Genomic DNA, 18869 nt, shown 5'->3' with positions numbered 1-18869 from the left:
GTCTCATGACCGACAAGCTCACCGTGAGCGTTCTGGGCACCGGCATCATGGGTGCCGCGATGGCCCGCAACATCGCCCGCGCCGGACACACCGTCCGCGCCTGGAACCGCACCCGCGCCAAGGCGGAGCCGCTGACCGCCGACGGCGTCACCGTCGCCGACACCCCGGCCGAGGCGGTCCGTGGCGCCGACGTGGTCCTGACCATGGTCCACGACGGCCCAGCCGTCCTGGACGCCCTGCGCGAGGCGGTGCCCGGCCTCAGCCCCGGCACCGCCTGGGTGCAGTCGACGACCGCCGGCATCGAGGCGACCGCGGACCTGGCGGCGTTCGCCCGCGAACATGGCCTCGTCTTCTTCGACGCGCCGGTCCTGGGCACCCGTCAGCCCGCCGAGGCCGGTCAGCTCACCGTGCTCGCGGCCGGCCCCGTCGAACACCGCGACGCTGTGAACCCCGTCCTGGACGCCGTGGGCGCCCGCACGGTGTGGACCGGCGAGGACGGCGCGGCCGGCACCGCGACCCGGCTGAAGCTGGTCGCGAACAGCTGGGTCATCGCCGCCACCGCCGCGACCGGTGAGGTCCTCGCGCTCTCCAAGGCCCTGGACGTGGACCCGGACTCGTTCTTCGAGCTGATCGCCGGCGGCCCGCTGGACATGGGCTACCTGCGCGCCAAGGCCGGCCTGGTCCTCGAGGACCGGCTCACGCCCGCCCAGTTCGGCGTGGCGACCGCCGCCAAGGACGCCCGCCTGATCGTCGAGGCCGGCCGCAGCAACGGCGTCCGCCTCGACGTGGCGGCCGCGAGCGCCGAGCGCCTGGAGCGGGCCGCCGCACAGGGCCACGCCGACGAGGACATGGCCGCCGCGTACTTCGCCAGCTTCGACGAGAACGCCTGATCCGGAAAGCCGTAAACCGGGAAGCCGTAAACCGGAACCCCCGAACCCGGCGCGCCCGAACCCGGCGCGCCCGAACCCGGCGCGCCCGAACCCGGCGCGCCCGAACCCGGCGCGCCCGGATCCGGAACACCCGGATCCGGAACACCCGAACACGGAACGCCGGACCCTGTAACGCCGGACCCCCGAGGAGGACCCGTGTCCAAGCCGCCGCTGCCCGCCGAGGCCGTGGAACTGCTGCAACGCCCGAACCCCTGCGTGATGGCGACACTGCGCTCGGACGGAACCCCCGTCTCCACCCCCACCTGGTACGTGTGGGACGACGGCCGGGTGCTGATCAGCCTGGACGAGGGCCGGGTCCGGCTGAAGCACCTGCGCCGCGACCCGCGCGTCACCCTCACCGTCCTCGACGGCGACGACTGGTACACGCACGTGTCCCTCATCGGCCGGGTGACCGAGACGCGCGAGGACGACGGCCTGGCCGACATCGACCGCATCGCCGCCCACTACATCGGCAAGCCCTACCCGGACCGGGTCCGCCCCCGCGTCAGCGCCTGGATCGAGGTCGAGCGCTGGCACGGCTGGGGCGCGATGAAGGACGGCGACCAGGCGTCCACCTGACCCGACACCCGACACCGGGCACCCGACCCGGCACCCGGAACGCGGCACCCCCGGGCCCGGCACCCGGACCCGGCCGCGTCACGCCGACTCGGCGCGGCGCGGCGCGGCCGCGTGTTCAGCCCACCGCGGCCGACCGGACGGAAGCGTGCGCCGGCCTGCGCTCGTCGACCCCGACGACCTCGGGGAACAACCGGTCCCCGGACAGCCGTCGGGGCGGCCGCGCCAGCCGGTCCGGCGCGGAAAGGGGCGCCGGCAGCGTGAACCACACGACCTTGCCGGATTCGCCGTTCGGCCGCGCGCCCCAGCTCTCGCTGACCGCCGCCACCATCGCGAGCCCGCGCCCGCAGGTGGCGAAGGCGTCGGCCTTCTCGAGCGCCGGGAGGCGCGGATCGTGGTCGTGGACGGAGACGGTGAGCCGGTCGAGCAGCAGTTCCATCTCCACGGTGCACGTCTTGTCGGGCAGAGCGTGCAGATGGACGTTGGTCAACAGCTCCGTCACACCGAGCGCGGCCCGGTCTATCAACGGGTCCAGATGCCAGTAGCGCAGCTGCGCCGAGACGATTCTGCGGACCTGGCCGATCCGCGACGGCAGGGCTTGAAGCTCCACCGTGCAGTGCCTGCTTGGGTTGCTGATCACGGCTGCGACTCCCCGACATGAGGTCCGGAAGAACACGGAGTTCGGATCGATCGGAGCAGTGCGTCTGCGCGAGGCGGCCGCCTGCTGTCGTGTCCGGCGGGCTGGTTCGCAGCGTTATCGCCGGTAAACCCAGAGTGACGTGAGAACAGCGTGACGCAGGGGATCGGGGAGCGCAACTCGCCGTCGCCGTCCGCCCGCGCGCCCCGCTCAGTCCTCGCGCCCCGCCGCCTTGCGCACCGCCTCGATGAACCGGCGCGCCGCGGGCGGCCCCGGCTCGCCCGGCGCCGGGTCGTGCTCGCCCAGGGTCAGCAGATACCGGTTGCCGTTGAGGTCGGCCTGCGCCCGGTCCTCCGGCGCGAACCACGGCCGGGAGGCGCGTACCGCCTGCACCGGCGCGCTGTCGATCTCGCTGCCGTAGCTGGTGAGCAACTCCAGCCTGCCGTCGTTGATCCGGACCTGCCCGGCCCGGGTGAGCGAGCGCAGCCGCTTCCCGATCCGCACGCCCGTCGCCGTGAACTCCGGCTCCGCCATCCCCGCCCCCTTGCGCGTGGGTGTGCCGGCCCGTGCTCCCGCGTGGTCGCCCGGGCCGTCAACCAGCTCGTGTCGTGATCCAGTGTGCGCCCCCGTCCGGGGCCTTGGCCCCGCCGCCGTGCAGTCTGCCCCCGCACGGCGGCGAGCACCAGTACGTGCGACACGCGGACGGCGGCCACCCGGAGCACTCGCGCGAATGCGCCCCCACCCGGCGAGCCCCCTGCCCCCAGGGCCGGCTTTGGGCCCCTCAAAGATGCGTTTATGCAGGTGGGAAGCGGTTCGGAAGGTGTCTATGATCGAGGAGTCGGCCGCGTGAGCCGCCGTCGGCGCGACGTATGAAGGAGCCCCGCCGTGACCACCCCCCAGCAGACCCGGACCGGCGCCACGCTCGACGTCGACCGCAGTGACGCCTACTACCGCACCTGGCTGAAAGAGGCCGTGCGCAAGGTCCAGGCCGACGCCAACCGCTCGGCCGACACCCACCTCCTGCTCTTCCCGCTGCCCGAGCGGTGGGGCATCGACCTGTACCTCAAGGACGAGTCGACCCACCCCACCGGCAGCCTGAAGCACCGCCTGGCCCGTTCCCTGTTCCTCTACGGCCTGTGCAACGGCTGGATCCGGCCGGACCGCCCGGTGATCGAGGCGTCCAGCGGCTCGACGGCCGTGTCCGAGGCGTACTTCGCCAAGCTGATCGGCGTCCCCTTCATCGCCGTCATGCCGCGCACGACGAGCGCCGAGAAGATCCGCCTGATCGAGTTCCACGGCGGCCGCTGCCACTTCGTCGACGACCCGCGCACGATGTACGAGGAGTCCGCCCGCCTCGCGGCGGACACCGGCGGCCACTACATGGACCAGTTCACCTACGCCGAACGGGCCACGGACTGGCGCGGCAACAACAACATCGCCGAATCCATCTTCCGGCAACTGGAGTTGGAGCGGTTCCCGGAGCCCGCGTGGATCGTCGCCACGGCCGGCACCGGCGGCACCTCCGCGACCATCGCGCGCTACGTCCACTACATGCAGCACGACACGCGCGTGTGCGTCGCCGACCCCGAGAACTCCTGCTTCTTCGAGGGCTGGACCACCGGCGATCCGGACGTCACCTGCGACTGCGGCTCCCGTATCGAGGGCATCGGCCGGCCCCGGATGGAGCCGAGCTTCGTGCCCGGCGCCGTCGACCGCATGATGAAGGTCCCGGACGCGGCCAGCGTCGCCGCCGTACGTGCGCTGGAGCGGGCCATAGGGCGCAAGGCGGGCGGCTCGACGGGCACCGGCCTGTGGAGCGCGCTGAAGATCATCGCCGAGATGGTGGCGGAGGGGCGGCAGGGGAGCGTGGTCACCCTGTTGTGCGACCCGGGCGACCGCTACCTCGACAAGTACTACTCCGACGCCTGGCTCACCGAACAGCGCCTGGACATCGCCCCGTACACGGCGGCGATCGACAGCCTGCTGGCCACGGGCGTCTGGCCGGAGTGACACGCCGGGACACCGCCGCGGCCCCACGGCGTGATCTGACCGCCCGCCGCTACGGCGACGCCGTGAGCCGGCGGTCCAGTCGCGTCACCGCGTCCCGGAACGTCCGCCCCATCCCCGGCCGGGCCAGCCGCAGCACACCCCGGAACGCCGCCGTGCCGTCCGCCGCGAACGTCCAGCGCACCCGCGTCCCCGTACCGGCCGGCGCGAGCAGCCACTCCTCCACCAGCGCCCGCGCCCCCGGCGCATTGGTCACGTCGACCCGGTAGGCGTACACCTCGGGATCCTTCGCCGCCAGCACCGTCTCACGGAAACGCGTCCCGCCCCGCAGCCGCACGTCCCGTCCCGCGCCGCCGTCGACCGGCCGCGCGGACGCCACCGCCGGGAACCAGACTGCCCAGCCGGACACGTCCTCGGCGAGCGCGCGGAAGACTTGCTCCGGTGGAGCGGACACCTCCCGCGCGAAGACCAGCCGCACGGGCGCGGTCGTGAGGAAGTCGAGCCCTTCGGGACGCAACCGGTGAGCCATGAGCGCAACCTCCCAGCACGACGGACGGGTGCGTCACCCTAGCCAGTGCCGTCCCGGATGTCTGCGCCCTGAGCCGGTGCGCTGTCGGTCGTACGCGAGCTGTCGGAGGTCCCGGAGCTGTCGGACGTCCCGGAGCTGTCGCACATCCGCGCGCCGTCGGACGCCGCGTGCGTCCTCGGCCGGTGGCCGTCAGATGTCCGCGTCCTCGTCGGGCTCGCCCGCGATCACCAGCCGCCGCAGATGCTCCGAGACCTCCGCGCGCGCCGCCTGCGGCAGCCCCGCGTCCGTCACCAGCGTGTCGACCTGCTCCAGCGCCGCGAACGAACTCAGGCCCACCACACCCCACTTGGTGTGGTCCGCGACCACCACGACCCGGCGCGCCGACTGCACCAGCCGCCGGTTGGTCTCGGCCTCCGCCAGATTCGGCGTCGACAGGCCCGCCTCGGCCGATATCCCGTGCACGCCCAGGAACAGCACGTCGAAGTGGAGCGCCGCGATGGCCTGGTCGGCCACCGGACCCACCAGCGAGTCGGAGGGCGTGCGCACCCCGCCCGTCAGCACCACCGTGGCCGCGCCCTGCCGGGGGCCCGAGGTGCGCTGCGCGACATGGAACACGTCGGCCACCCGCACCGAGTTGGTCACCACCGTCAGGTCCGGCACGTCGACCAGCCGGTGCGCCAGCGCGTACGTCGTCGTCCCGCCCGACAGGGCGATCGCGCTGCCCGGCGCGACCAGTTCCGCCGCCGCCCGCGCGATGTCCTCCTTGGCCGTCAGCTCCAGCCCCGACTTGGCCTCGAAACCCGGCTCGTGGGTGCTCGCCTCCACGACCGGGACCGCGCCGCCGTGCACCTTCTCCAGCACGCCCTGCCGGGCCAGCGCGTCGAGGTCGCGGCGCACCGTCATGTCCGACACGCCGAGCTTGCGGGTCAGTTCGTTGACACGGACGCCGCCCCGGCGCCGGACCTCGTCCAGGATCAGTGCGCGGCGCTGCTCCGCGAGGAGGTTCTGATTCTCACTCACGTACGCTCCGGTCCTCTCGACTCAAGCCGATCCACTCCGTCCGACACGCCACGCACACCTGCGCCGACGTGGACATTCTGCCGGTCGGCGGGGCGCGGGCGTCCCATCCTCGCACGGGCGGCCACCGGTCGCGCCACCACCTGTCCGACGCGAGCATGTCACGGATATGACACGCGCCGATTCCGTCCGTCACACGGATCGGGGGAAATTCGGTCACAACAGGTGTGCTCGGACCGTCCAGCGGAGATCCTGGCCCCGCACGCACACATGTCGACAGCGCGTCACGGGGGAAGTGCCAGAACGGTGGAACGTGCGCAGGACAGAGCCCCGACCGGTGGGGAGGCCACGGCCGCCCTCGAACTCCTGGTCCACGGCGTGGGCGGGGCCACGCCCGAGAAGATGCTGAACGATCCGCGCACGGTGCGGATCACCGGCGACGAGACGGCCGCCGTGTTCCGGCGCGCCGAGGACGTCGACGCCGACCGCCTCGACCGCCCGGGCCACGACAGCCACGCCGGTCACACGGATCACGCTGATCACGCGGGTCGCGCGGGTCACATTGGTCACGCCGCCACCGCAGGACCCCGGGACCGCCCGGTCCCCGAGGCCTACGTCTGGTGCAACCTCACCTCCGGCAACGGCACCCGCGCCCTGTGGCTCCTGCTGCTGCCGTTCATGGTCGTCAACCTCGCCCACTGGATGCGCCCCGCCGCACGGGACCGCACGCGTGCCGTCCGCTGCTACGGACTGCTGGTGCGGCTCGCCGGCCTCAGCCTGACGGTGCTGCTGGTCGCCGCCGCCTGCGAGGTCGCCCTCGACCTGACGGCCTGGCAGTGCGCGGGCACCACCGCGTGCGCCGAGCGGCACACCTGGCTGAGCTTCCTGTCGCCGACGGTCCGGGACGGCGGCTGGTGGACCCAGCCCGGCCGCCGCCTCGCCCTCGCCGCCCTGGTCCCGGCCGCCCTCACCGGACTCCTGTGGTACCTCTCCCACCGCACCTGGCGTGCCTACGAGTCACAGGAACCGCTGAACGCCCGGCCCGAACCCGAGGACGTGCTCGGCCACACCGCCCTCGGCCGCCCCGGCTTCTGGTACGGCCGCCGCCTCGTCGCCCGGCTGCGCGCGGCGCACACCGCGGCGGGCCTGCTCACCGTGGCCACCGCCGTCGGCACGGCCGCCGCCCGGTACGACGCCCGAGCGGGCGGCCCCGCCCTCCTCGACGTCCTCGGCCGGATCCTCGAAGCGGCCCTGGCCGCCGGCGCCCTCGCCACGGTCTGGGTGGTGTGCCGGCGCGGCCGCAGCGAACACCGCCTCGACCGCGAACTCGACGCCCAGCTCGTACGACGTCTGCCGCTGGCCGCCCTCGCGCTCCTCGTCCTCACCCTCTTCTACGCCGGCTGGGAGCGTTCCGGCTGGACGTCGTCCGGCCGGCTGCCGGGCGATCTGACCTTCGGCGGGATCGCCATAGCCCAGGGCGCCCTGGTGATCGCCCTCGCCGTGGTCGCCGCCGTGCTGCACCGCGGCTCCGCCCGCGACCCCGGAGGACGCACCGCGCTGCGGGGCCTCGGCGGACCCGCCGTCACCATGCTGGCCTGCGCGCTCGGCGGCGTGATGTCCGGCGGGGTCGCCCAGCGCGTCTCGGACTGGCTCGACGGCACCGGGACCTTCCTGGTCGGCCCGCCCGTCCTGCTGACCTGGCAGGCCTCCGTCATCCCCGCGCTGATCGTCGTGCTGCTCGTGCTGGGCGCGCTGCTCGGCCGCGGAGCCTGGCTGCTGACCCGCGCCGAACGCGCCGCGGTGGCCCGCGCCTACGACGCCGACCCCGGAGACCCCGCCCGCACCCGGCGCATCGCCCGCGCGCGGGCCATGGCCACGCTCACCGACCGCGGCCCGCTCCTCGTCGCGGTCACCTCCGTCACCACGCTGCTGCTCGGCGCCGGGGCCCTCGTCGGGGCCTTCGCCACCGGCAGGACCCCGCACCGGGCCGCCGAGTCCGCCCACCCCTTCGTCCAGGGTGCCGCCCAGACCGGACAGGCGCTCGGCTCCTGGCTGATAGGGCTCGGCTTCCTCCTCTTCGTCACCTGGGGCAGACGCGCCTACAAGGACGCCTCCGCGCGCCGCACCATCGGCATCCTCTGGGACGTCGGCACCTTCTGGCCGCGTGCCGCCCACCCCTTCGCCCCGCCCTGCTACGCCGAGCGCGCCGTCCCCGACCTGACCTGGCGCATGGCCACCTGGACCCGCGCCACCGGCGGGCGGCTGGTCATCTCGGGACACTCCCAGGGCAGCGTCCTCGCCGCCGCCGCGGCCTGGCAACTGCAACCCGCCGACCGCAAACGCGTCGCGCTGCTCACCTACGGTTCCCCGATCGAGCGCCTCTACGGCCGCTGGTTCCCGGCCCACTTCGGCCCGGCCGCGCTGAACGCCCTGCACCAGGACATCGACTGCTGGCGCAACCTCTACCGGCTCACCGACCCCATCGGCGGCCCCGTACGGCTGTCCGGCGACGACTGCGGCCCCGAGGTGGACCACCCGCCCCTGGCCGACCCCCTCGCCTACGGTCGCACCGAGGAGCACCCCCTGCCCGCCCCCATCCTCGGCCACTCCGACTACCAGGCGGACCCGGCGTTCGCGGTGGAACGCGAACGCCTGCTGGCCCGCCTCCACCCGGAGCTGCCGACCCAGCGGGCACGAACGGAGCAGCCTCAAGTCCCCGTCGTCATCGTGCTGGAGAGGACGGAAGGGACGGAGCCGTCGACGCAGGAGAGGACTGAGGGGGCGGCGCAGGAGGGGAACGGAGAGAACGAGGCCGAACGGAACGGTGTGACCTAGCGGGCCTCCGGGAGGTCCTCCGCGTACAGCAGTGTCAGATCGTCCGTGCTCGGGTCCGGCACCTGCGCGACCCGGCTCGCGTGCCGCTCCACCATCGCCTCGAACGTCTGGCGCGCCGTGCGGCCGTTGCCGAACGCGGGGCCCTTCGGCATCGTCGTGAAGTACGTCAGCAGCCCCTCGGCGGCGCCCGGCGCGAGCCGGTACTCGTGCTCCTCGGCCTGCTGCTCCACGATCCGCAACAGCTCCTCGGGGCCGTAGTCCCCGAAGGTGATGGTTCGCGAGAAACGCGACGCCACACCGGGGTTGACCGACAGGAAGCGCTCCATCTCGGCCGTGTACCCGGCGACGATCACCACCACGGCGTCCCGGTGGTCCTCCATCAGCTTCACCAGCGTGTCGATGGCCTCCTTGCCGAAGTCGCGCCCGGCGTCCTCGGGGGAGAGCGCGTACGCCTCGTCGATGAACAGCACCCCGCCACGGGCCCGTTCGAAGGCCTCCTGGGTGCGGATCGCGGTGGAGCCGATGTGCTCGCCGACCAGGTCGACACGGGACACCTCGACGAGATGGCCCTTCTCCAGGACGTCCAGCGCGGCGAGGATCTCGCCGTAGAGGCGGGCGACCGTGGTCTTGCCGGTGCCGGGGGAGCCCGTGAAGACGAGATGCCGCTTGACGGAGGCCGCCTTGAGCCCCGCCCGCTGCCGCCGCCGGCCGACCTCGATCATGTCGATCAGCGCCCGCACCTCGCGCTTGACGCTCTCCAGGCCCACCAGCGCGTCGAGTTCGCCGAGCACGTCCTTGGAGGTCCGCACGGGATGCTCCGTCTCGAAAGCGGCCGGCGTCTCCGGCTCTGCGGCGCGCTGCTCGGGCATCGCGCCGAGCAGCCCGGGGGAGCGGTCGGCCGTCTGGACGGCCGTCTCACGCGCCGCCGGCGGCGTCCCCCGGCTCGCGCTCTCGTCGCTCGTGCAGTCCTCGGCCACGGGCCCCGTACCGGGCGTGGCGTCGGCGCCGTCCGCGAACTCGTAACCCCCGCGCGCGCAGCGCTCGGTGCGGCACTTGCGCAGGGTCGTACGGCAACCGTCTATCACGTGGAAGCCGTAGCCGCCGCTGTTGGTGACGCGGCAGTTCAGGAAGCTTCCGCGACCCCCGGCCGACACATAGAACCCGGCCTCCGAGGGCGAGTCGACCGTGCAGCGCTCGACGACGGGATCGGCGCCCTTGGTGACGATGACGCCGGTCTGGGTGGCGTCGATCGTGCAGCCGTTGAGGGTGCCGCCGCTGCCGTGGTCGCGGAACCAGGCGCCGGTCGCCGCGTCCCGGATCCGGCAGTCGTCGAGCTGGGCGGTGGCGCCGTCGCTCACCGACACCGCCGTGTTGCGCACCTGCGTCAGATCGGTGTCGACGACGTCCGCGCGCGAACCGCGGTCGAGGACGAACAGCGCGTCCGGCACGTCGTGCACCCGGCAGGAGTCCAGCACCACGGTGGCGCCGTCGCTCACCCAGACGGCCGGATAGTCGCCGGTGCTGTCGAAGATCTCGCACTGGTTGGCGTCCACCCGCGTGCCCGGGTCCCACACCGACAGCCCGTTGCGCCCGAACTGACGCACCGTCGTCCGCGTCAGCGTCAGGACGGACCGCGAGCGCAGGTCGACCGCGTTCTCGGGGATGTCGTGGATCCGGCAGTCGGCCAGGGTGACCACGGCGTCCATGTCGAGCGTGACGCCGTCGCCCGTCGTGCGGTGGACGTCGCAGTCGGTGAGGTGCGCGGTGGCGCGGGCGGTGATCTGCACGCCGCTGCCCCGGACCTCGTACACCTCGCAGCCGACCGCCTCCAGCGCGGAGTTGTCGCCGGTGGCGCTCAGCCCGGAGCCGGAGGTGTGGTGCACCCGGCAGCGCTCCAGACGTGGGTGGGCCCCGCCGCGCACCGCGACGCCCGCCTGCCCGGCCGACACGACCTCGCACTCCTCGAACACCCCGCCGCCGCCGTCGACCACGGCGATGCCGACGCCCGCGGGGTTGTCGACGGTGCACCGCCGGACCGTGGGACGCGCGCCGCCGCACACCTCGATGCCGGCCGCGGACCGGGTGACGATCCGCAGGTCCAGCAGCTCGGGCGTGCCCTCCTCGACGAGCACGGCGGGCGCGGCCGCGTCCTGGCCCTCCACGTGCAGGTCCTGCACCACCGCCGAGGCCCGCACGGTCAACGGCACCCCGTCCAGGGGCGCGATCCGCACGGAGCCGGAGGAGCCCTCGGGGCCGCGCAGGGTCACCGCCCGCTGGACGACGAGGTTCTCCCGGTAGGTGCCGGGAGCGATGGTGAGCACGTCGCCTTCGGCCGCGGCCTCCAGGGCGGCGGCGAGCGACGCGTACTCACCCGTGCGCCGCCGCCACCTCGATGTGCCGGTGTGCGTCACCTGGACCGTGCCCTGTGCCATGGCGTTGCTGTGCCCCCACCTCGTGGTAGTCATGGCTCGTTCGCCGTCGGGGCGGCATGCCCCTCCGGCTCCCTCGCGCGCGGGTTGGTGCCGAGTGTCTCGGCCGGTCCACCGTAGCGTGCGCGGGGGCGCTCGGTTGACAAGTGACGGAAGGCCGTCAGCTGCCGGCGCCGGTACGGCCCCAGTCCGGGCCCGCGCGCTCCCATGCCTGGTCCCAACGCGCGTACCTGCGGCGCACCATGCGCCAGACGATCACTCTTCGGCTGCTCTCGACGAGCCCGGCGGCGAGGAAGGCCGCGCCGATTCCCGCGAGCACCGCGTGTGTCGTCGCCGTGGCGGCGTCCAGCGGGCGGGCCACCGGCCTGCCGTGCGCGTCCGTCCATATCGCGAACCGGTCGCCGCGGTGCGGGTCCTGAAGGCCCGACAGGACCGCGCCGTGCCCGGCCGCGCCGTCGGGGGCGGTCCAGTCGGCGAGCACCCGCGTGCGCGTGTCGCGTCCGGTGGTGGTCTCCGGGTCTGCCTCCAACGGCGAACCGCCCAGCCCGCGCACCACGGTGGCCGTGACCTGGTGCCGGGACTCGCGCTGGTCGCGGACCGCCTGCTGCAACGCGCCTTGGGCGACGGCGCCGACGACCGCGCCCACGACGGGCGCGACCAGGAGGACCAGGAGCAGCGCCGACAGGGCGACCCATGCCTCGACCAGATCCGTCGTACGCCGCAGCGGATTGTGCCGCCAGCGCCAGATTCCACCGATCGCTCGCACCGTCCCGCACCCCCTTCCCGCTCCGTGATAACTCCCCGTGGAGCCGTTCACGTGCGGTTCGGGTCCAAGAGAGAGCGAAATCACCCGGAACCGGGGCCTCTCATGAACTGCTGCCGGGACGTCTCATGAACTGCTCACACGGACACAACGGCCCGGGGGTGCGCGGAGGTTCCCCCCGATCGTCTTCGGCGCTAGCCGACGATCCGCACCGGGTCCCCGACCCGGATCGTGCCGCCGGACAGCGGCACCAGGTTCTGCCCGAACACCAGCTTGCCGTCGATGCGGCGGTGCCGGCCCAGGCTGTACAGGGGCTCCTTGCCGCGCTGCGAGGTGCTCTGGTCGGTCGTGGTCACCACGCACCGGCCGCACTTCTTGGCGACGCGGAACCCGACCTCGCCGACGGTGATCCTCGACCAGCCGTCCTCGGCCCACGGGTCGGTGCCCTCCACGACCATGTTGGGCCGGAAGCGGTTCATGGGCAGCGGGCCCTCGGCCGCGTGCTCGCCCCGCGCGATCAGGGCGTTGAGGGCGTCGAGCGACGAACTGGCGGCGACCAGCAGCGGATAGCCGTCGGCGAAGGTGACGGTCTCGCCGGGCAGCGCGTACTCCGGGTCCACCGCGCGGCGTGTCGCGGGATCGTCCATGTGCACCAGGCGCACGTCGAAGCCGAGATACGCGCTGCACCAGGCGTGGGCGGCCGCGGCGGCGGGGACGCCCTCCACCTTGTCGCGGAAGATCTCCAGCGGGACCGTCTCCACCGGCTCGGGCACGGCGACGGTGAGCGGCTCCAGACCGGGCGCGGACAGACGGAGGCCGCCGCCGGGCGTGAACTCGGCGACGGCCTGCGCGAGGCGCGGCTGCTGGCGTTGCGTGACGACCTTTCCCCCGTCGTCGATCAGCGCCCAGCGTCGGTCTCCGGCCAGCCCCCAGGGCTCCACGGCAGCCTCCCGGGGCGACAGGCCCCGGAACGCCTTGACCGGATGGACGTGGATCGACAGCAGTCGCGCATACCCCATGGGCTCATCCTGCCAGGAGGCGTGGACGACCGCGGGTCGGCTCAGTAGCCGCGGTACTGCTGCTGCTGGTTGTTGTACGGGTCCTGGTACTGCGGCGCCGCGGGCCGGGGAGCGGCGGGGCGCATCGCCTCGTAGCCCGTGCCGGGACCGGCGGGGCGCGGCTGCTGCTGCGCCTGGGGGCCGGGGTAGCCGCGCGGGGCGGAGGCCTGCGGCGGGATGTAGGCCGCGGGCGCCTGTTGCAGCGGGGCGGGCTGCTGCGCCTGCGGGTAACCGTAGGCGGGCTGGGACGGGGCGGCCGGGAGGGCGGGCAGCGCCGACGGCAGCGCGGGCAGGCCGCTGCTGCTCGTGTCGTACGCGGCGGGGACCCGGATCGGGGCGATCTGCGGGGTCCCCCGCTCGGCCACGAGCGAGTCGTAGATCGGAGTGTCCGGGAAGGAGGCGCTGTAGTAGCCGCCGCCATAGGTGGAGCGGGGGGAGGTCATGGCACATAAGTTAAGCCCACGATGTGCTGGTTGGGGAGACCGATAAGAGGGTTGTTTTCCGTGTCGGGCATGACTCTGGATCCCCAATGCGAGCGAAGTTGGCGAAAAAGGGCGGCAGTCGCCGTCTGAATCGTGTAAAGGCCGAGTTCCGGGGGGTTACCGGAGGTCGGACGGGTCTGTTCACGTGCCGTGTATGGGAGTTCACTGTCGGGACGAATAAGTTGACCCGGCAAGCAAGCCGAGGGGCGCCCGAGCGGCGCGCCGACCGGCGTGGTCACAGGTGATGGGGGCGGACATGTCCATGTCGAAGGGTTCGAACACTCCCGTGCCGACAGCGGCACTGAGAGTCGAGGTGGGCTGGCGCTCCGGGCCCGGCGTGCCCGACGCCGACGCCTCGGCGCTGCTGCTGCTCGGCGGGAAGGTCCGCTCCGACAGCGACTTCGTGTTCTACAACCAGCCGGCGCACTCCTCCGGCGCGGTCCGCCACGAGGGCAAGCGCGACGCCGGCGGCCGGGTGACCGACACGCTCGTCGTCGACCTCGCGCGCGTGGAGCCCGCGATCGAGACCGTCGTCCTGGCCGCCTCGACGGACGGCGGCGCGTTCGGGCAGGTGCCCGACCTCTACGTCGAAGTGCGCGACGCCGCCGGGCAGACCGTCGTCGCCCACTTCGACAGCACCGGCGCGACCGTCGAGACGGCGTTCGTGCTGGGGGAGTTCTACCGCCGCCAGGGCGCCTGGAAGTTCCGGGCCGTCGGACAGGGCTACGGCAGCGGACTGGAGGGCCTGGCCTCCGACTTCGGCATCACCGTGGACGAACCGCAGCACACGGCCGCGCCTACGGCCCCCCAGCCCGTCCACCCCGCCGCGCCGCCGACGCCCTACGCGGCCCCGACACCGCCGCCTCCGCCCACGATGCCCTCCGTCCCCGCCACCGTGCTCCCGCCCGTCCACCACGCCCCGCCTCCGCCTCCGCCCGCGCCGCCCGCCGCCGCGCCGGTCCGGCTGACCAAGGTGACGCTCACCAAGGCCGCCCCCTCGGTGTCGCTGACCAAACAGGGCGGCACCTCGGGCGCGATGCGCGTGAACCTCAACTGGGAGGTGCGCAAGCAGTTCTCGGGCTGGGGCAGCAAACGCGGACGCGCGGTCGCGCTGCACAACGACCTCGACCTCGACCTGTGCGCCCTGTTCGAACTCGCCGACGGCCGCAAGGGCGTCGTCCAGTCGCTCGGCAACGCCTTCGGCGCCCTGCACCAGCCGCCCTACATCCACCTCGACGGCGACGACCGCACCGGCGCCCTGGCGAGCGGCGAGAACCTCACCATCAACCTCGACCACCGCCTCGACTTCCGGCGCATCCTCGTCTTCGTCACCATTTACGAGGGCGCCCGCTCCTTCGCCGACCTGCACGCCACCGTCACGCTCCACCCGCAGCACGGCGCCCCGATCGACTTCTCCCTGGACGAGTGCACGGTCCCCTCCACCGTGTGCGCGCTCGCCCTCATCACCAACACCGGCGGCGACCTCGTCGTCCAGCGCGAGGCCCGCTACCTGGTGCCCGAACGCGGGGTCAGCCCGCAGCGCACCGTCGACTACGCCTACGGGTGGGGCATGAACTGGACGCCCGGCCGCAAGTAGCCCCCTTCAGGGCGCCGCTCAGCCCTCGTCGGGCAGCGGCTCCGGGCGTGCGTAGGTGCGGCCCTTCCAGGCCGCACCGCGCCCCCGGTGGTGCTGCACCGCGGAATCCACCGTCATCAGCAGATACAGGAACGCGGTGAACGGCAGCAGGGGAGCGAGCCACAGCGGCTGGCGGTAGTAGCGGAGCATCGGCATGTACGTCCCCGTCATCACCAGCCACGCCGGCCCGCCGAACGCCGCCGCGGCCCCGCTGCCGAGCACGAGCCCGGCCAGGAGGGCGAGCGGCGGCACCAGGTACACCAGGACCAGGCCGAGCACGGTCCCGACCAGCAGGAGCGGATGGTGCCGCAGTTGCGCGTAGGCGCTGCGCGACACCATCCGCCACAGGTCGCGCAACTTCGGGTACGGCCGCACGCTGTCCACCTTGTCGGCCAGCCCCAGCCAGATGTGCCCGCCCGTCCCCTTCACCGCCCGTGCGAGCGCCACGTCGTCGATGACCGCGTGCCGGACGGCGTCCGGGATCCGGGCCCGCTCGGCGGCCCGGGTGCGCAGCAGCACACAGCCGCCCGCCGCGGCAGCCGTCCGCGCCCCGCGCCGGCCGACCCGGCGGAAAGGGTAGAGCTGGGCGAAGAAGTAGACGAAGGCCGGCACGACCAGCCGCTCCCACGGGGTCTCCACCCGCAGCCGCGCCATCTGCGAGACCATGTCGAAGTCGCCCGCGCGTGCCGCCGCGACCGACTCCCGCAGGCTGTCGGGCGCGTGCGCGATGTCGGCGTCCGTCAGCAGGAGGTACTCGGGGTCACGCGCGCGTGCGAGGCCGATGCCGTGCCGCACCGCCCACAGCTTGCCGGTCCAGCCGGCCGGCGGCTCACCCGGCGAGTCCACCGTCAGAGGCAACCCGCCGTGCCGCCGCGCGAGCTCACGCGCCAGGTCCCCGGTGCCGTCGCGGCTGCCGTCGTCGACCAGGAAGACCTCCGCGCGCCCCGGATAGTCCTGCGACAGCAGCGACGGCAGGCTCGCCGGCAGCACCTCCGCCTCGTCGCGCGCGGGGACGACGACGCCCACACTCGGCCATTCCGCGGGCGTCGCGCGCGGGGGCAGCCGGACGTCCGTGCGCCAGAAGAAGCCCTGGCAGAAGAGCAGCCACAGCCAGGCGAGGAGGGAGAGGGCGGCGATCCACACGATGGCGCTCACGGCCGCAGTCTGCCCCACGGGAACTGGCCGCGAGAGCACATCGTCTATGGTGGCCGGGTGAAGATCGCGCTCATGGACTCCGGAATCGGGCTGCTGGCGGCCACCGCCGCGGTACGGCGCCTGCGACCCGACGCCGATCTCGTGCTCTCCCTGGACCCCGACGGCATGCCCTGGGGGCCGCGCACCCCCGACGACCTCACCGCGCGCGCGGTGGCCGTCGCCGAAGCCGCCGCGGCCCGTCGGCCGGAAGCACTCATCGTCGGCTGCAACACGGCGACCGTGCACGCCCTGCCCACCCTGCGGGCCCTGCTCGAACCGGACATCCCGGTGATCGGCACCGTCCCCGCGATCAAGCCGGCCGCGGCCGGCGGCGGCCCCGTCGCGATCTGGGCCACGCCCGCCACCACCGGCAGCCCCTATCAGCGCAACCTCATCCGGGACTTCGCCGACGGCGTCCCCGTCGCCGAGGTGCCCTGCTGGGGCCTGGCCGAGGCCGTCGAGCGCGCGGACGAGGCGGCGATCGACGCAGCCGTCGCCGCGGCGGCCGCGCTCACCCCGGAGGACGTCACCACCGTCGTCCTGGGCTGCACCCACTACGAACTCGTGGACGAACGCATCCGCGCCGCCGTACAGCGCCCCGGCCGCCCCCCGCTCGTGCTGCACGGCTCGGCCGGCGCGGTGGCGGCGCAGGCCCTGCGCCGCATCGGCGCCCGCCTCCAGGCGGAGACCGAGACCGTCGGCACGGTGACGGTCCTGCTCAGCGGCCGGGAGGGGGCTCTTCCGGCGCCCGCGCTCGCCTATGCGGAAGGCCGGCTCCTTCAGGAGGCCAGCCCGGTGCGCTGACCGGCCGCGGCCGGTCAGCGGCCGTGCCTGATCGGCCGTTGCGGTCACCCTGCGCTACGCGGTACCGGCGGAGCGGAATCTGAGTAGTCTCATAAACATGAGGGACCACCCCCGCGACGACAGCGCCCCGCATGCTCCCGTCTGGCACGGGCGCGCCACCAACCGGTTCCAGTGGCTGCTCGCGCTCATCGGGGCCGCCTGCATGGCGCTCGGCATCGAACTGGCGATCGACTCCGCCTGGACGTCCGGCGCCGCGCCGCTCGTCATGTCCGTCGTCGGCTGCATCGCCGCCGGACTCATGGTCCTCTTCGGGACCCTGGCCTTCGTCCACGTCGACCTGAAGCTCGACAAGGAGTCCCTGGAAGTGCGCTGCGGCCACATCGGGCTGCCGCGCCGCCGCATCCCGCTGTCCCATGTCGCCGGAGCCGAGTTCGAGCCGCACGTCACCCCGCGCCACTGGGGCGGCTGGGGCTACCGCTGGCGTCCGGAGAAGGGCACCGCCGTCGTCGTGCGGCAAGGTGAGGGCGTGGTGCTGCGGCTGTGGGACGGCCACACGTTCACCATCACCGTGGACGACGCCGAGTCCGCCGTCCAGGCGATCAGAGCACGGTTGCGGCAGGGGACGCCGGGGCCGGCGCGCTGAGGTGCGGTTGGGCGCGCGGGCCCGGGGCGCTGAGGTGCGGCCGGGCGCGCGGGGGCCGGCCCGCTGAGGTCGGGGGGTGTCTTCAGGTGGGGCGGTCTTCGGGCGGCGCGCACGTCATGGGGGCGCGTACGTGAGGTAGCGCGCACGTCATGGGCCGCGTACGTGAGGCGGCGCGTGCGTCATGTGGCCCGGCGGTCGTCGCGAGGGCGCGGCTCCCTCTCCGGCGCGTTCTTCGCCGTGGCCGCCGGCGTCGGTTCGACGGCGAGCGGGCGGGCCGTCGCCAGCCCGGCCAGCAGCCCGGCCCCGACGGACACCGTGGTGAAACTCAGCGCGTTGCCGACCGCGGCGACGGCCGCCAGGGCCGTGAGCGCGGCCCCCGCGGTGAGCACGACCGGCGTCGGCCGCGGCGCGCGCCACAGGGCGAGCAGCACCCAGCAGAAGACCGCCGCCAGCAGCAGCACCCCGACGACGCCCTGTTCCGCGGCCATCTGCAACGGCGCAGAGTGCGGCTTGCCGTCGGACAGGGGCGACCGGGCGGCCGTGGCGCTCAGCTCGCCGAACCGGCCGGGGCCCACGCCCAGCCCCGCGTCGTCACGCGCGAGGCGCAGCGCGTCACGCCACAGGCCGACCCGGTGCGGCGTCAGTTGGTCCTCCAGTGACTCGGCGAGTCCGCCGGGCAGCGCGTTCCCGGCGACCGCCCAGGTCAGGCCCGTCACCCCGACGGCCGCGAGGGCCAGTCCCGCCAGGCCGCGCCCCCGGTGGCGCATCCGGCCGGCGGCCAGGGAGCACAGCAGCACGGCGGTGCAGGTGACGGTCGCCGTGGTCGAGCCGACGACCGCCCCGGTCACCGCGATGCCCCCGGCCAGCACGCTCAGGGCGAACCGCAGGGAGGGCGCGGAGGTCGCCCAGGCGGCGCAGGACGCGGCGCCCGCCGACAGCGTCAGCACCGCCGTGGTCGCGCCCGCGTGCCCCAGCGGCTCGGCGATCTCGGGTCCGGAAGCGAGCCGGGGCGCGGCCGCCGTCAGGGCCACCCCGGCCAGCGCGCCCGCGACGGGCGCGGCGACGGGCGCCAGCACCCCGAGGACCCGTCCCGCCGCGTACCCGGCGGCCACGGCCAGCACCGCGAGCAGAACGCCCTCCGGCCGGCCGCCGTGCGCGGCGGCGGTCACCACGGACCAGCTCGCGCAGGCCCCTAGCACGGCCACGCCCGCCGTGTCAGAAACGATTCGTCTCTCCCCGTCCGCCTCCTGAGCGGTCGCGGACGTCATCCCCGTGGACCCCACCCGTCCCCCCGAACCCGGTCGCCCCCCGACCGTGTCGCACCCCGGCC

17 protein-coding genes are annotated in these 18869 nt (G+C 73.9%); 7 read left to right on the top strand and 10 right to left on the bottom strand.

Annotated features, from left to right (window positions below):
• The first annotated feature begins 5 nt into the window (after positions 1–5).
• Together ACFYX4_RS34310 and ACFYX4_RS34305 are read left to right on the top strand one after the other, a co-directional pair.
• Entirely contained in the window at positions 6–890 is an 885-nt protein-coding gene (locus tag ACFYX4_RS34310) for an NAD(P)-dependent oxidoreductase (protein ID WP_389341830.1), read from the top strand.
• Between the two features lie 195 nt (positions 891–1085).
• Entirely contained in the window at positions 1086–1508 is a 423-nt protein-coding gene (locus ACFYX4_RS34305; protein WP_389341827.1) for a PPOX class F420-dependent oxidoreductase, read from the top strand.
• A 115-nt stretch (positions 1509–1623) separates the two neighbouring features.
• Here the strand turns inward: ACFYX4_RS34305 and ACFYX4_RS34300 are convergent, their stop codons facing one another.
• Entirely contained in the window at positions 1624–2145 is a 522-nt protein-coding gene (locus ACFYX4_RS34300; protein WP_389341824.1) for an ATP-binding protein, read from the bottom strand.
• A 207-nt stretch (positions 2146–2352) separates the two neighbouring features.
• Positions 2353–2676 carry a hypothetical protein gene (locus tag ACFYX4_RS34295; protein ID WP_389341821.1) on the bottom strand — a complete coding sequence of 108 codons (324 nt, stop codon included), beginning with the start codon at positions 2674–2676 and terminating at the stop codon, positions 2353–2355.
• A 351-nt stretch (positions 2677–3027) separates the two neighbouring features.
• Here ACFYX4_RS34295 and ACFYX4_RS34290 point away from each other — a divergent pair, with 351 nt between their 5' ends.
• A complete protein-coding gene (locus tag ACFYX4_RS34290; RefSeq protein ID WP_389341818.1) occupies positions 3028–4152 on the top strand; it encodes a PLP-dependent cysteine synthase family protein in 1125 nt (374 codons plus the stop codon).
• Between the two features lie 49 nt (positions 4153–4201).
• On the opposite strand, the gene ACFYX4_RS34285 is transcribed toward ACFYX4_RS34290, so the two are convergent.
• Entirely contained in the window at positions 4202–4678 is a 477-nt protein-coding gene (locus tag ACFYX4_RS34285) for an SRPBCC family protein (RefSeq protein WP_389341815.1), read from the bottom strand.
• Between the two features lie 189 nt (positions 4679–4867).
• Positions 4868–5698 (bottom strand): DeoR/GlpR family DNA-binding transcription regulator, encoded by an 831-nt coding sequence (locus ACFYX4_RS34280; RefSeq protein ID WP_389341813.1) that lies wholly within the window; start codon positions 5696–5698, stop codon positions 4868–4870.
• Between the two features lie 303 nt (positions 5699–6001).
• Here ACFYX4_RS34280 and ACFYX4_RS34275 point away from each other — a divergent pair, with 303 nt between their 5' ends.
• Positions 6002–8530, top strand: coding sequence for a hypothetical protein (locus ACFYX4_RS34275; protein WP_389341810.1), 2529 nt, complete (start codon positions 6002–6004; stop codon positions 8528–8530).
• Here ACFYX4_RS34275 and ACFYX4_RS34270 read toward each other — a convergent pair.
• The 4 genes from ACFYX4_RS34270 to ACFYX4_RS34255 all read right to left on the bottom strand — a co-directional run bounded on the left by ACFYX4_RS34270 (position 8527) and on the right by ACFYX4_RS34255 (position 13223).
• Positions 8527–10962 (bottom strand): right-handed parallel beta-helix repeat-containing protein, encoded by a 2436-nt coding sequence (locus tag ACFYX4_RS34270; protein WP_389342100.1) that lies wholly within the window; start codon positions 10960–10962, stop codon positions 8527–8529. The two genes, ACFYX4_RS34275 and ACFYX4_RS34270, sit on opposite strands and share 4 nt — an antisense overlap.
• Positions 10963–11119: 157 nt before the next feature.
• On the bottom strand, positions 11120–11725 hold the full coding sequence (locus ACFYX4_RS34265; RefSeq protein WP_389341807.1) for a hypothetical protein: 606 nt from the start codon (positions 11723–11725) through the stop codon (positions 11120–11122).
• Positions 11726–11916: 191 nt separating this feature from the next.
• Positions 11917–12741 carry an MOSC domain-containing protein gene (locus ACFYX4_RS34260; protein WP_389341804.1) on the bottom strand — a complete coding sequence of 275 codons (825 nt, stop codon included), beginning with the start codon at positions 12739–12741 and terminating at the stop codon, positions 11917–11919.
• A gap of 41 nt (positions 12742–12782) precedes the next feature.
• Positions 12783–13223, bottom strand: coding sequence for a DUF6643 family protein (locus ACFYX4_RS34255; protein ID WP_389341801.1), 441 nt, complete (start codon positions 13221–13223; stop codon positions 12783–12785).
• 301 nt (positions 13224–13524) lie between these two features.
• Between ACFYX4_RS34255 and ACFYX4_RS34250 the strand changes: the two genes are divergently transcribed.
• A complete protein-coding gene (locus tag ACFYX4_RS34250) occupies positions 13525–14859 on the top strand; it encodes a TerD family protein (protein WP_389342097.1) in 1335 nt (444 codons plus the stop codon).
• A gap of 18 nt (positions 14860–14877) precedes the next feature.
• Here ACFYX4_RS34250 and ACFYX4_RS34245 read toward each other — a convergent pair whose 3' ends face one another.
• Positions 14878–16071, bottom strand: a complete 1194-nt coding sequence (locus tag ACFYX4_RS34245; protein WP_389341798.1) for a glycosyltransferase — start codon at positions 16069–16071, stop codon at positions 14878–14880.
• A 39-nt stretch (positions 16072–16110) separates the two neighbouring features.
• On the opposite strand from ACFYX4_RS34245, the gene ACFYX4_RS34240 reads away from it, so the two are divergent.
• Both ACFYX4_RS34240 and ACFYX4_RS34235 read left to right on the top strand, forming a co-directional pair.
• On the top strand, positions 16111–16896 hold the full coding sequence (locus ACFYX4_RS34240; RefSeq protein WP_389341795.1) for a glutamate racemase: 786 nt from the start codon (positions 16111–16113) through the stop codon (positions 16894–16896).
• Between the two features lie 97 nt (positions 16897–16993).
• Complete coding sequence (locus ACFYX4_RS34235) at positions 16994–17539, top strand: hypothetical protein (RefSeq protein ID WP_389341792.1); 546 nt, start codon at positions 16994–16996, stop codon at positions 17537–17539.
• A gap of 179 nt (positions 17540–17718) precedes the next feature.
• On the opposite strand, the gene ACFYX4_RS34230 is transcribed toward ACFYX4_RS34235, so the two are convergent.
• A complete protein-coding gene (locus ACFYX4_RS34230; RefSeq protein WP_389341789.1) occupies positions 17719–18807 on the bottom strand; it encodes an O-antigen ligase family protein in 1089 nt (362 codons plus the stop codon).
• Positions 18808–18869 lie beyond the last annotated feature (62 nt).

Source organism: Streptomyces sp. NPDC002328 (assembly GCF_042890065.1).
GTDB lineage: Bacteria > Actinomycetota > Actinomycetes > Streptomycetales > Streptomycetaceae > Streptomyces.
This window is presented reverse-complemented; position numbering and strand designations above follow the sequence as displayed.

Bases quoted from the DNA above. Each gene is read 5' to 3' on its own strand.
- ACFYX4_RS34310 (WP_389341830.1), top strand. From the start codon at position 6: ATGACCGACAAGCTCACCGTGAGCGTTCTGGGCACCGGCATCATGGGT.
- ACFYX4_RS34295 (WP_389341821.1), bottom strand. From the start codon at position 2,676: ATGGCGGAGCCGGAGTTCACGGCGACGGGCGTGCGGATCGGGAAGCGG.
- ACFYX4_RS34285 (WP_389341815.1), bottom strand. From the start codon at position 4,678: ATGGCTCACCGGTTGCGTCCCGAAGGGCTCGACTTCCTCACGACCGCG.
- ACFYX4_RS34270 (WP_389342100.1), bottom strand. From the start codon at position 10,962: ATGGCACAGGGCACGGTCCAGGTGACGCACACCGGCACATCGAGGTGG.
- ACFYX4_RS34260 (WP_389341804.1), bottom strand. From the start codon at position 12,741: ATGGGGTATGCGCGACTGCTGTCGATCCACGTCCATCCGGTCAAGGCG.
- ACFYX4_RS34255 (WP_389341801.1), bottom strand. From the start codon at position 13,223: ATGACCTCCCCCCGCTCCACCTATGGCGGCGGCTACTACAGCGCCTCC.
- ACFYX4_RS34250 (WP_389342097.1), top strand. From the start codon at position 13,525: ATGTCGAAGGGTTCGAACACTCCCGTGCCGACAGCGGCACTGAGAGTC.
- ACFYX4_RS34235 (WP_389341792.1), top strand. From the start codon at position 16,994: ATGAGGGACCACCCCCGCGACGACAGCGCCCCGCATGCTCCCGTCTGG.
- ACFYX4_RS34230 (WP_389341789.1), bottom strand. From the start codon at position 18,807: ATGACGTCCGCGACCGCTCAGGAGGCGGACGGGGAGAGACGAATCGTT.